10 protein-coding genes are annotated in these 13,343 nt (G+C 38.2%); 1 reads left to right on the plus strand and 9 read right to left on the minus strand.

Going from position 1 to position 13,343, the window contains the following annotated elements:
• Positions 1 to 150 precede the first annotated feature (150 nt).
• The 6 genes from AAGF08_RS02000 to AAGF08_RS02025 all read right to left on the minus strand — a co-directional run bounded on the left by AAGF08_RS02000 (position 151) and on the right by AAGF08_RS02025 (position 8,616).
• Complete coding sequence (locus AAGF08_RS02000) at positions 151 to 804, minus strand: hypothetical protein (protein WP_343509234.1); 654 nt, start codon at positions 802 to 804, stop codon at positions 151 to 153.
• Between the two features lie 401 nt (positions 805 to 1,205).
• Positions 1,206 to 2,123 (minus strand): alpha/beta hydrolase, encoded by a 918-nt coding sequence (locus AAGF08_RS02005; protein WP_343509235.1) that lies wholly within the window; start codon positions 2,121 to 2,123, stop codon positions 1,206 to 1,208.
• Positions 2,124 to 2,275: 152 nt separating this feature from the next.
• The gene (locus AAGF08_RS02010; RefSeq protein WP_343509236.1) at positions 2,276 to 3,847 is read right to left on the minus strand and encodes an amidohydrolase; all 1,572 of its coding nucleotides are present in this window, start codon (positions 3,845 to 3,847) and stop codon (positions 2,276 to 2,278) included.
• Positions 3,848 to 4,065: 218 nt separating this feature from the next.
• Complete coding sequence (locus AAGF08_RS02015) at positions 4,066 to 6,576, minus strand: DUF2309 domain-containing protein (protein ID WP_343509237.1); 2,511 nt, start codon at positions 6,574 to 6,576, stop codon at positions 4,066 to 4,068.
• A gap of 44 nt (positions 6,577 to 6,620) precedes the next feature.
• On the minus strand, positions 6,621 to 8,294 hold the full coding sequence (locus AAGF08_RS02020) for a proton-conducting transporter membrane subunit (RefSeq protein ID WP_343509238.1): 1,674 nt from the start codon (positions 8,292 to 8,294) through the stop codon (positions 6,621 to 6,623).
• 16 nt (positions 8,295 to 8,310) lie between these two features.
• Entirely contained in the window at positions 8,311 to 8,616 is a 306-nt protein-coding gene (locus AAGF08_RS02025) for a hypothetical protein (RefSeq protein WP_343509239.1), read from the minus strand.
• A gap of 89 nt (positions 8,617 to 8,705) precedes the next feature.
• Between AAGF08_RS02025 and AAGF08_RS02030 the strand changes: the two genes are divergently transcribed.
• Positions 8,706 to 9,599: a LysR family transcriptional regulator gene (locus tag AAGF08_RS02030; protein ID WP_343509240.1), complete on the plus strand. Its 894-nt coding sequence runs from the start codon at positions 8,706 to 8,708 to the stop codon at positions 9,597 to 9,599.
• A gap of 56 nt (positions 9,600 to 9,655) precedes the next feature.
• Here AAGF08_RS02030 and AAGF08_RS02035 read toward each other — a convergent pair whose 3' ends face one another.
• From AAGF08_RS02035 to AAGF08_RS02045, 3 genes are all read right to left on the minus strand, one after another.
• Positions 9,656 to 11,839: a molybdopterin cofactor-binding domain-containing protein gene (locus AAGF08_RS02035; protein ID WP_343509241.1), complete on the minus strand. Its 2,184-nt coding sequence runs from the start codon at positions 11,837 to 11,839 to the stop codon at positions 9,656 to 9,658.
• 8 nt (positions 11,840 to 11,847) lie between these two features.
• A complete protein-coding gene (locus AAGF08_RS02040; RefSeq protein WP_343509242.1) occupies positions 11,848 to 12,309 on the minus strand; it encodes a (2Fe-2S)-binding protein in 462 nt (153 codons plus the stop codon).
• Between the two features lie 147 nt (positions 12,310 to 12,456).
• Positions 12,457 to 13,308: an MBL fold metallo-hydrolase gene (locus AAGF08_RS02045; protein WP_343509243.1), complete on the minus strand. Its 852-nt coding sequence runs from the start codon at positions 13,306 to 13,308 to the stop codon at positions 12,457 to 12,459.
• Between the last annotated feature and the right edge of the window lie 35 nt (positions 13,309 to 13,343).

The following is a 13,343-nucleotide window of genomic DNA, read 5'->3' on the forward strand; positions in this document are numbered from 1 at the left end:
GATTTTATTCTAACTAATAAAATTTCTTCAGTCTCAGGGTCAATATTATTCCCCAAGGAAAATTAAGAATATATAGAAAGCGAACAATCTTATCAAAAATACCCGATAGACAATTTAAATGGAGTTTAGCAAAAAATAAGGTCGAAAGAATTAGACTATGTTTACTTTATGAAGTTTTGATTTTTTATCCTTCAAGAGCAAATAGATATAAAAGAGATCTACAAGCAAAATAATAAGTCCCATGCAAAGGATGTAAGTATTGACCCCTCCTGCTGTTTTTGATCCAATCATTCCTATTAGTACTGTAGACGAGAAAGTTCCAAAGCATTTCGAAATAGCAATAATTAGTGATTGTCCTTTGGATCCACCTCTTCTGAAAAATAGCCTTACAAAAAGAAAGGACATAATAAAGTTGATGGTGAATCCTGTGTAAAGTGCGCCTTGAACTATTCCAAGCCATTGAAAAACAAAATAATGAATCACATAGGATAGAATAATAAAAGAGATTGCCTGAGCATAAAATATTCTCTCACTGACATTTACTTCCTTTCGACCGTATTTGAAATAGGTGTAGAGAATACCAATATCAATTAATACCCATAAAAAGTTAACGTATGTGGAAACATGGTAACCGAAAACATGAAAACCTTGAATGGTATATAGAATTTCCCAGGTAAAATTCATCGCCAAAGTTAAAAATGGAATGGCATAAGTCTTATCTCGAAATCCAATTCGCAATGCATCGATATATGCTATAATCCAACCAATTCCGCACAATGCTATAAATAAAGAACTAATTGTCATAAATCATTCATTGTGTAATTTCTTCCAGCTACTACATCATGTATTTGGAAGATAGCCTTTAGGCTACTCAAATTAAAAATTGGTTTTTTTCGAATTTCAGCCAAAATTATTCGATTAAACTATTTTTTCCTTCTCTTATTGAAATTACTTTCTGGATTTTTTCAGTTTTAATTCGAATTACTCCGGTTCAAAGTTATTGGAATTGGCATGATATTATAAATTTATTATTCATTTCCTGGATTGATTCAAGGCCGTGTTATTTTCCTTTCGGGTTAAGCGATTTTTTCAACAATAAAAATGCCTCCAAAAACTAACCACTTTTTGGAGGCAGATTATAACAAGATATTCGAACTGGAATATTTCGAATATCTTGATAGGAGTTTTTCTTTGGAGGAATTTACTTATTCGGATTTTGCAATGAGAAATTTATTGACATCCAGCCAATGGACAAAAGCATCAAACCATCGGTTACTGGTACGATTTGGATTTCCTAAACCGAACCCGTGTCCACCATTTTGGTATAAATGAAACTCGACCGGGATTCCAGCTTTAAACCAAGAATCAATTACTCCAAATTGACCCCTGAAAAGAAAATCATCTGAAGCGATTACATTAAACATTGGTGGGGCGTCTTTTGGAACTTCCACTGGTCCCATTCCTCCATAAATAGGGCCAATAAATGCCAATTTCATCGACTTGGAATTTAAAGTAGAATGCATGGTTAGTCCGGCTCCTGCAGAAAATCCAATCATTCCGATTCTCTCTGGGTCTACACCCCATTCTTCAGCACGATCTATTATCATAGCATATGCTGCTTCTGCATCTTCTAGTTGATTAGTAAGGTCTATCGCAGGTCTTGGTGCTGGTTCCCCTGAATTAGTTGGAGCTGCAGGACGTGGTCTATTCATCCAATCGGAAAAGTCATCCAATGATTCTGGAGTTGGGAAAAGTCGATATTTAAGTACAAATGCAGCTATACCTTGCTTGGCAAGGGCTTCTGCGACTTCCCAACCTTCATTTCCCATTGAAAGCCATCTAAATCCTCCTCCGGGAGCCACAATTACGGCAGCTCCATTCGCCTTACCTGGTTCTGGTAAAAAAGGAGTTAAAGTTGCAGTAGAAATATTCCTTGCCATCGGGTCTCCCCATTGGCGAAACCACGTTTCCGGAGCAGGTTGATCTTCTACCCCTCCGGTATTCAAGAGAATGGCATTTGGTTCGGAAGGGTTATCCAAAGGATAAATAGTTCCGTCTTGTGCAATTGCTGAGGCAGCAAATGCAAATAGTCCTAATGAGAGGACAACTTTTTTAATGTTCATAGGTATGATGGGTTTAGAGAACTTCTTGAAAATTAGTGAATTTAAAATAAAAGTTTAACGTGATTAAAAAAAATCTGAGCTCATCTGCTATAAGAAAGGAAACCCTCTAGATACATTTTCTAGAGGGCTGAATCCTTGGTGGCTAAAGTGTTTTATTTTTTCTGATTTCTAACCATGGCTTTGATATCCTCTCTCAGTTTCACAGCATCATAAACAATCCCATCCTTGATGGTATATTTGATGCCGCCAACCCGTTCCATTTCTCCAGTTTCATCATTCAGTTTCAGGAACCCAGTACCATACAATACTTTTAAGTTTTCTATTGGATTTTCTTCCACTATGACCAAATCTGCCAAAAGACCCGGTCTGATGACTCCGAATTCTATGGGCTTACCCTTTGGTTCAAAGATAGCTTGAGCTGCGTGTAAAGTCGCTCCTCTGATTACTTCTAATGGATGGAATCCTGCTTCTTGAAGTAATTCCATTTCTTCTATATAACCGAAACCCCAAAGATTATAGATGAAAGAGGCATCATCACTGACCGTAACCCTTCCTCCGGCATTTTTGTAATCATTTAAAAATGACATCCATACCTTGTAGAAGTTTCTCCAGGCGGTTTCATCCCAAGAAGTCCAATTGTAAAAATAGGAGCCATGGTTTTCCCGGTTTGGTGTATAGAAATCCCAAAGAGAAGGCAGGGTGTATTCCTGATGCCATTCTGCATTTCTCTCCCTCATCAAGTCCCGACCTGCCAGGTATGCGGTCATGGTAGGATCGATGATGAAATCATGTTCCAAAAACTCATCGATTAAATCCTGCCATTGTTTGCTTCCTCGAGGGTGGATTTTATCCCATTGATAGGCTACTTGGCTAAAGCGATTTTGCTCGTCATTGTAATTGAAATCTGCAGGCCAATGCTGAATGTCTTCATTTTTATATAAGGCCTCGAACAATCCATAGTAGTGGGTTAAAACATCCAAGCCCATTCTGGCGGCATCCAAAGCATTTGTCTGCGCGACCATTGGCTGTGCGATATGAGCAACAGTCCCCATTCCGTTTTCATGGGCAGCATCAATAGCAGCTTTCATAACATCTGGATCATGGTTGAAAAATTTTATTCCATCTACTCCCTGACTCGCTGCCCAAGTTACCCATTCTCTAGCTTTTTCAGGAGTATAAACAGGTCCGCCTTTCCAATTTTCTCCTTGCCCTAATGTTTGAAAAGCAATGATTCTAGGAGCAACAATTTCATTGGTGGCACTTCTTTTTTTCTCTTCTTGGGTCCAAGCCACGTTGGCCGCTGGTACTCCTCGGATGGTGGTAATCCCATTTGCCATCCAGAGTTTGTAAGGATATTCTGCATTGGGTGATTTTTCTGCACCTCCAACGTGTGCATGAAGATTGATAAATCCCGGTAAGACATAAGATCCATGGGCATCAATTTCTTTGGTAGCGCCCTGAGGTCGAGATTTTTCATCAATGGGAACGTTAGGTACGCCCACCTGACGGATTTCTACGATCTTATTTCCTTCTATGACAATATCAGCAGGGCCGGCTGGAGGAGCTCCAGAACCATCAATGACAATTGCTCCTCGAATAATCAAACGATCAAAAGGGCCTTCTCCTTCATCTGCTCGTCGATCTGGTGCTGGGTTGAGTGTAACCTGTGCATAACTACTGCAAGCAAAGAGCACAATAACAAAAAGCGGAATTAATTTTTTCATAAGATTGGGGATTGATTGTCTTATGAAAAACGTCAAAAACTCTTTGATTACCAAAGTATTGTATTTAAAAATCAGAAGTAGATAATATATACCCAGTAAAAGTTAATACAATAAAGAAAGACTCCAATTAAGGAGTCTTTTAAAGTTCTGCGAGACTGAATGAGTCAGTTCCCATAATCTGAGGGGTAATTTTTATTTTTCCAAATCTTTGATCACTATCAAGCAGCATTTTGAGATGTACTTTCCCAAGTTAAATCACCGGTATATCGATGGGTTACTTTCCCATTGTCATCCATTGCTAAAAGATAGATCCAGCCATTATCACAGAGGTCTCTGACAGATTGATGCTTTTCAAGTATGAGGTTCATCGCCTCAATTGGCGCTTCAATGATCACATTTAGCTTTTGTGGCTCGTGTTGGTACTTTTCCCCGTCATGAATTGATTGCATCGGTAAGCCTACTCTTAAGTCTCCCGAGTAACCCTCCAAAACTCCTAGACCTGATGTAACATTATGCAGCGTTTTATTTCCAGACCCGAAGTTCTTATTATCTACTGTGGACCCGTAATACTGTAAATTAATCCAGCTGGTTACGACCATCGGAGCTGTCATGATAAGTTCCAACACTGAAAACCCCTGATCTTTTTTCCAATCGTAAGAGTGAAGAAAAGACTTTCCTCCGAGATTGATTCCTTTGGTTCTTTCCCGCGGAGCTACAACAAATGCCGCGCATCCTGCGAGTCCCCATTCGGGGCGGGTTTGTGACCAATCCTTGCTTCTAGCAATCATCATATTGTCTACACTGGATCTACTCTCTGATGACATTCGCATAGAGCGCTCTGTTCTAGCTGCTTTTCCAGCCATTTCAAGAGTTTTTTTAAGTGATTCCAGTTCTCCTTTTCTATCGGTAGGAACGTCATATTCATTATAGATACTTACTTCATCAGTCGTAGTATCATGTAGACAAGCAAGGAAAACCGTATTTATTGGGATGAAGATATCTTCCTTGAGAAGTCCTATTCTTACTTCTCTATTATTTAAAACTGCAGCAGCTACTCTGGCGTTTGCCTCACCAGAATGCCCCCCGCAAGCCCCACAATCATATCCTGTCGCATGAGGGTTGTTGACTGTGGAGGATCCATGGCCCACGATTAAAACTAATTTGGCAAAATCATCAGCCAGCGACATAGCCTTTAGTGCATTTTTGGCCATTTGTATTTGCTGATCCAGTGGAATCCCTGTCGTCTCATTTCCAAAAGTTCCTTCCGAAAGGCTTATCTTCTTCTTTTTATAAATTTCGTTGGATAACCCACCTTTATCAGGGTGTGGAACCGGCCTTGTTAATCCAAATGAGTCAGTAAAGATTTTTGGCAAGTAAGATAGACCTATTGGACTCACAAAGCTGAAGCAAGAAACAGCTCCAGATTTAAATGATTTCCAAACCTGATGTAGCTGATGATTTAGAATTCTGCTGTTTGTTGCCTTTTTGTGTTCTTCTTTATCAGAAATCTCTTCCAGAATAGTGGGGCCAGTTTTGAGAAGCACTGGACATTGAGCCTCTCCCTCATCATGAGCAATAGGCACATATTTTATAGGGAAGGCAAAGAAGCCTGCAAACCCTAATGTTTCTACTTCATTATCAACCAACTCCAGATTTCTTCGAAATACTTCGGAGCGTACATCGATGCAAAATACTGCTTGGGCTTTTGCTTGTTCCGTATTCTTATTTTCTATTGGTTTAGCTTTTTCAAACTTTTCTAGGATTTCTCTTTGGGTTGCTAAATCGAAGGCCTCCTGAAGGATTAGATTATGCGTTAATTGTTGATTTATTTCTTGATGAACATTAACCTGAGCTAGTAATTCACTTGCTTCTTTCCACTTTTTAGTTACTTGAGGATGGTCTAAACTTTCTAGAAGACATGCCTCCCAGCAAATTAAGACCGCTAAAAATTCCATTAGTTTTCCATCTTTCCCACCGTACAACTCATTATCCCAATCTAATCGAGCAGCATAGGCAGACCACCCCCCCAAGCGAAGTAGAATCCGGTGTAGATATAAGGAAGCCTGCTTCTTTGATTGGATTCCCAATTTTTTCAAGCCTACTTGTGCAGCTTGTAATGGGTTGTTTGGAAGTGCTTTTACAATTTTTCTAAACCCTTTTAAACCCGTTAATTCTGGAGTTCTATCTATCTGGGCTTCCGATTTCCAAGCCAAGAAAAGGTCTTCACTTTGATTTGCTGCCGCCCAGACCGCTTGCCCGCTGTCGAAATAAGAAGCTGCCCACTGGGAGACTCTTCCAATAACAAATCTATTCCAGTCTTTTTCGGTTACCTGAGTTGCTACGTCAATGACAGAAGCAATGGTTTTGGTAGTTTCTATGATTTCACTTTCTTCTTCCAAGCTTTTTAGAAATTGAGTTAAATCAGAATCATAGTTTCTTTTGTTTAAGACTTTGGAAAGGTCCTCGTTCTTAATTTCACCCTCTTTTATTTTTTGTAGGTAAAACGATGTAGGCAAAGTCATTTGAATACCACCGGCTGCCGCAAGTTCCTGAGCTACATTTTCAAATTTTTTACCAGTAAATCCCAAGTAAGGATTTACAGCCACAAAATTCTCTAATGGCCAAACTGGTGCAATTTTCTTACATGCTTCTCTCAAAGTATCTACAAGCAATTCTTGCTTACTATTTTCCAAGTTTTCAAAGAAGTTTTGTTTTGATTGTTTATTCATAATCATTTGACTGTCTTTAAATGGGTTTAGTTTGTTGGTAGTACTCAATTGTTTTGTAAGACATGTTTATTTTCAAAGTTCTCAACCTCAAAAGGCTTTTGATCTTTAGCTTCTGTTAACAAAACCGATTTGTTTTGTGGATGATGTTCATAGAGTGCCCGTACTGTCCTATCAAAAACTGTATTCACATATAATCCATTTCTAAAATGGATAGCCATTGCCCGATAAAATGAATTTTCAGAAAGGGTAGGTGCTAAAATTTGAATGAAAATTGTCGCGCCAAATATGATGAGCACAATAGAAATAAATATTATTTCTGTTAAGCTTGGGCTTACCAACTCAGGTATCTGAGAAGAAAGGATGTAGTGGGATACTGATTCCAGCGTGAAAAATGAGATGGTGACAATTACTGCTAGAAAGCTTGCTCTCAGTATGAGTTTCATACTACTGTTTGAGTCAATTGCTGAAGTAAACAATCTTGAAAGGCCTAAGACAATTATAGCTCCAATTGCCAAAAGTGATAATTCATTTTCTGGATCAACCCCCCATACGAAAGCGAAGAATGTATATAATCCAAGTGCCAGAAGTATACCCAAACCAATTTTAAAAGGACTTCCAACTCGTTTAGACGCAGAACTAACTTTAGAAGCTCTGATTACTTCAATGACACTTCCTGAGGATAAGAAGGAATGAGCTTTGTAAAAAGAATGAGCTACTAAGTGAAGCATTGCTGCCGGATATATACCTAATCCGCAGGTAAGCAGACTAAATCCCATGTGAGCCACACTAGAATAGCCTAAGGCAGTTTTAATGGATGTCTGAGTAAGGAAAACAACGGAAGCAAATAGAGCAGTAAAGCCTCCTATTGAAATAAGAATTAGGGGAGCATAAATGCTTGACTCCATCACGAAAGCCATTCTCACGATTAGGAATGGACCAGCGTTAAGTAAGCCTGCATGAAGAAGAGCAGAAACTGGTGTGGGAGTTTCCATTACCTCGATTAACCAGCCGTGTGTTGGGAATTGAGCGGATTTAAGAAGGGCTGCAAAAACAAGTAGAATTGCGGCTATTTCCATTCCATTCATTGATATGCCGGAAGAAAGATTTGATTTTATCTCTTGAAAGATAATTTCTAGATTACCTGTTTCAAATTGAGAATATAAAAGAACAAAGGCAGCTAATAAACAAGCATCTCCGATTCTTGCAACTATGAATTTTTTACGAGCTGCGATGATAGCACCAGGTCTTTCCCTATAGAATACCAGCAGCTTATGTAAGGACATACTGGTAAGAACCCAAGAGATAAACAACAAGACTAAATTTCCTGATAGTACTAAAAGTTGGACTGAAGCAATAGTAGCAGCTAGTCTTCCTATGAAGACCCCTTGTCTCGCATCCCCATCGAGGTAGTTAAGACTAAAACGTACCACGATAAAGCCAAGCAGCGCTATCATTGTAAGCATTAATATACTTAATGCATCTAATCTTAGGCTTAGTCCTAATTGTTCACTTCCTAAAAGAGATGTTTCAAGTAGACCAAAATTGATCACAAAAAAACCGCATATCGCGGCAATCATGATACTCAAAATGGTGGACATGGTCGCCATCTTTTTTACAAGATTCGGACGTAGGCCCGTCTGAAACCAGGAAGTAATTGCCGTAAGGACAAAAACCGCTGGAGATAATATTGCAATTAATGCGAGTAAGTTCTGATTCATAATTGAGTCCACCTTATTATATGATCTCTACTGAAATAGAAGATTTGATTCTCAAGTTTTTGCCTTGCTTTTTGGCTAGCTCCATAAACTCATTCAAAGAAGCTTTACATTTCTTCAACTCTTTTATTCTTTCTTTTGAGTTATTGTCAACCTCGCCGAATCTAATTTCATCGCTGAAATTTTTTCTTTCGTGGAAATTGATCTTTTTAGCAAAGAGATGGTTGATAATTTCAGATGCTTCTTCAGGTGAGAAATCCCCTTTAATAAGATCTTGGTCATTTATCTTTTTCACATCTTTTTCAAAAACTTCAGTTGTATTCATCTTCTTGTTTTTAGTTTACAATGCAAAGTTTGTAAAACATGTTCATAAATTTTTATTTATATTTATTATGGAATACATAAATAAAATATATGAATTATACGATCCATCAACTTCAGATCTTTCTGAAAGTGGTACAAACCAAAAGTATAACGAAGGCTTCGGAAGAACTTTTTATGACCCAGCCTGCCGTATCAATTCAATTGAAAAATTTGCAGGATCAGTTTGATATACCGCTGACTCAGGTAATAGGCCGACAGTTGTATATTACTGACTTCGGAAAAGAAATAGCAATAATTGCTGAACGAGTAATTCAGGAATTAGAAAACATCAATTATAAGACGCAAGCTTTTCAGGGAATTTTGACGGGAAAACTCAGCATCTCTGCTGCTTCAACAGGTAAATATGTAATTCCTTATTTCTTATCTGGGTTTTTGGAGGAGCATACCGGGATTGATTTGGTCTTGGATGTGACCAATAAAAGTAGAGTAGTGGAGAGTCTCAAAAACAATGAAATTGATTTTGCCTTGGTGTCAGTGGTACCTGAAAAGCTATCCATCGAAGAGGAGTTATTAATTGAAAACAAATTGTATTTAGTAGGGAATCAGGCCGTCAGAGATGAGAAAAAGCCATTGATTTATAGAGAGGAAGGTTCGGCTACGCGGGCAGCTATGGAAAAATATTTTGATCAGGAGCAGGGGAAAAGTAGAAAGAGAATGGAGCTTACTTCAAATGAGGCTGTAAAGCAAGCTGTTATTGCGGGACTCGGATATTCCATCATGCCCTTGATTGGAATTCAAAATGAATTGAAAAACAAAGAGTTATTTATCTTAAAAACTAAGGATTTACCTATAAAAACAGATTGGCGTTTAATTTGGCTGAAAGGAAAAAAACTTTCACCGGTAAGTCAGACATTTCTTGATTTTATTCGAGAAGAAAAAAAGAATATCCTAGAGAGGAATTTCAACTGGTATTTAAATTATTGAAAAAGAATCCAAAGACATGAGTCCTAGAATTTAATATTTCAAATTTTTGAAGTGAGTTAGCTTCTTAAGACTTCAAGTACTCTTTCGGGTGTAAAAGGAATATGTCTAAGTTTTTTTCCGGTTAATTTGAGGAATGCATTGGCAATAGCTCCTGCCGCCATTGGAGTTGCCGTCTCTCCAACACCTTGTGGTATTTCAGTAGATTCAATCAAGGAAATCTCAATACTATCGGGAATATCTTCCATCCTTAAAAGAGAATAATCATTGAAGTTTGATTGCTGTACCTCACCATTGACGACAGTAATTTTTTCTTTTAATACGCTACTAATACCCATCATAATACCGCCTTCCATTTGAGCTTTTACATTATCAGGGTGAATAATGACTCCAGCATCTAGGGCAATCCAAAAATTATGGACTTTTATCTTGCCTGTATTTTGATCCACAGAAATTTCACAAACTCCTGTTCCCAAAGAACCATGTTCCACAAATGAGACTCCTTTTGCTCTTCCTTCAGGTAAAGGTTCACCCCATTTTGACATTTCAGCTACTTTTTCTATGGTGGCTAAAGCTCTGGGAGAATTTGCCATTAATTTTCTCCTCAAAACCATAGGGTCAACCTTTTGATCAAATGCAATTTCATCCAACATACTTTCGATTGCGAATTTATTGGGACCATGACCCACAGACCTCCAGTGCTTTAATCGAACTCCATGTTTAGTCTCCCTCCATTCAGCAAATTGATTAGGTATGTCATAATGATCGTTGTGAATTCCGCTTGCTACCAAATTTCCCCCATCTCCAACGACCACATGTGAAAATCCATTTATCTCGCCACTTGAATTTACACTTGCAGTAATTCGCTGAAGAGAAATGGGTCTGAAAGTGCCGTATGTTAAATCATCTTCCCGCGTCCAAATCAGTTTGACAGGTAATGGAGCCATTTCCTTCGCCAAAACAGCACATTCCTCCACAAAATCACTCATGCTCCTTCTTCCGAAACCTCCTCCCAAGTATTGCAAATGAACGTTTACATTCTCTGGTGGAATACCTAAAACCCCTGGAACTCCCAATTTAGTATCTGCTCCTTGCTGACTTCCCACCCAAACTTCAGCCGATTGTAAATCTTCAGCTACTTGGATAACCGCATTTAATGGTTCTAGTTGGGCATGATAAACGTAGTCATTCTTAAAGTCAGAGGTATATGTTTTTGAGGCATTTCTAAACGCGTTGGTTACATTTCCCTTTTCTAAAATTGTTGATCCCTTTTTGGCCCGACCGGCTATTTTTTCATATTCTCCATAGATTTCCTGAGAGTTAAAACCTGTGGCATCTGATTCACTCCAATCTATTTTTAAGAGGCTTTTGGCTTTGAATGCTTGTTCCAGTTTCGTTGTTATGACCCCGATTGCGTAATCAAACTGAACAATCTTTAAAACTCCATCTTGTTCCAATATTTCGCTTTCATTTAGCAAAGTTGGTTTTGCTCCATGTAGTCTTCCTCTTTCCAACACCCCATAAACCATATCTGGCAATCGTATATCTATAGCAAACTGTGCTGTTCCATCTACTTTAGCTGGAATTTCTGTACGGGGCACATTCTTACCAATTAATTGAAAGTCTTTTGGTTGTTTTAGTTGATCCTCTGTAAAATCCGGAATGGAATCAGGTAATGATAAAAAGGAAACAAGCTCTCCGTAACTGATTTCATCGCCAGATTTAGTGTGGGAAATTGTACTATTAGAGACAGTTAATTCATCAAGAGGTACCCCCCAATGTTTTGCAGCAGAGTTCAGTAAGATATATCGAGCCTGAGCACCTGCTTTTCTCATGGTAATATAATAGCTATTGGTAGTTCTACTGCCTACGGTAAACATCAGTTTACTACCAGGTGCCCAACCAGGGGAGCCATATATATCACTTTCCTGAGGAGAAAATTCTACTCTTACTTTAGACCAATCGGCATCCATTTCTTCAGCAAAGATCAATGGAAGCGAAGTCATAGACCCTTGTCCCATTTCAGCCGCAGGGTTGTAAATGGTTATCTCTCCGTCTTCAGCAATTTGAACCCACGCTGATACTTGGTGTTTTTCAAACTGCTCTTTAATTTTTTTGGTGTCATTGCAAGCTACTAAGGCAGGAAAAATCCCTGATGCTCCAATAAACAGGGCAATACCACTGGATGACTTTAAAAATTCTCTTCTATTTAGGTTCGATCTTTTTGATTGTTCGTTTTTCATAGGAAGAGTTAGTTACTTTTTGCAGCTAATTCGATGGCTTTAATAATTCGAAGATAAGTTCCGCATCTACACAAATTGCCATTCATGAATGCCTTGATTTCATCTCTCGACGGGCTTGGATTATTTTCTAAAAGTGCCACTGCCTGCATAATTTGACCGGAATGACAATACCCGCATTGTGGCGCTTGGGCTTCAACCCAAGCTTTTTGCACCGGATGGTCTCCATTTTCAGATAGACCTTCTATTGTTTTTATTTTTTCTCCATTAGAAAAATCCTCGACGGATAATACACATGCTTTCATAGGATTACCATCAATATGAATAGTACAAGCGCCACACTGAGCGATTCCACAACCGTATTTTGTTCCGGTCAGTCCCAAATGTTCTCTGATTACCCAAAGAAGCGAAGTTCCCTTATCCACTTCTACTTGATGAGTTTTATCATTAATATTCAATTTGTAAGATGGCATAGAAGGATACTTTTTAAGAAATTAAAATACTGAAAATAAGTCGCTTGTCAATAATTAATTATTTAGCAGCTTTTCAAACTATTAAATTTATAAAGTAGGATATCCCTGAATATCTTCATTTTCACTAAATCGGGAGTTGCTTGTTTTCTAGATAATAATCGATTCTCCGTCATTGGGAATTTTCACTTTGGCTTCTAGACTATTTTTCTTCAATTCTTCAAATAGAATTTTTCGCGTTAGAAAACAATGGTTAATAGTGTCCATATGAACAGCTATGATTTTTGTTTCGGGAAGTTTCTCATAAACTTTTATAATGTCATTGGAAGTCATTGTAATCGGATCTCCTGTAAGGAATTTAGCGCCTCCTGCATTGAGAATAGTAACGTTCGGATTATGATTAGAAAGTGCATTTTCTACCTCTTCGCACCAAATGGTATCTCCTGCCAAGTATATGGAATCTTTCTGATGTTTGAACACAAAACCGGATACTTTGCCCATGCTTTTTCCAATATCTCCCGTACCATGTTGTCCACCTGTCCTATAAATATTTATTCCTCTCCAAGTGAGGTTATCCTCAATAGTTTGAACGTTTTCGAAACCCTGATTTCTTATCGCTTTTTCATCATTCGAAGAGCAAAAAATAAGCTTGTCTTTAGGGATTAAATCTTTTGCTGAATTATCCCAGTGATCCCGATGTAAGTGGGTAATCACGATCGCATCCATTTCAGATATCATGGCGTTAATTTCTGATCTTGGAATCGGTAAATCGACCATAGGAATTCTAATATCATTACCACAATTCCTGATTGGATCCATGGCCTCCTTTTCCGAAAGCATGGGGTCTATCAAAAGTTTTTTTCCATTTATCTCCAGGATCAAGGTAGCATGTCTAAGAAGCCTTATGCTTGATGAGTTCTTTATATGAGTAGTTTTTGCACTCAATAGTGAGGGGATTGCTCCAAGAAATAATAAACTTTTAATGAATGTCTTTCGCTTCATGACTAAATATTCAAATTTAAGTTTTGTCAATTTTG

It is taken from the genome of Algoriphagus sp. SE2 (assembly GCF_039563885.1).
GTDB lineage: Bacteria > Bacteroidota > Bacteroidia > Cytophagales > Cyclobacteriaceae > Algoriphagus.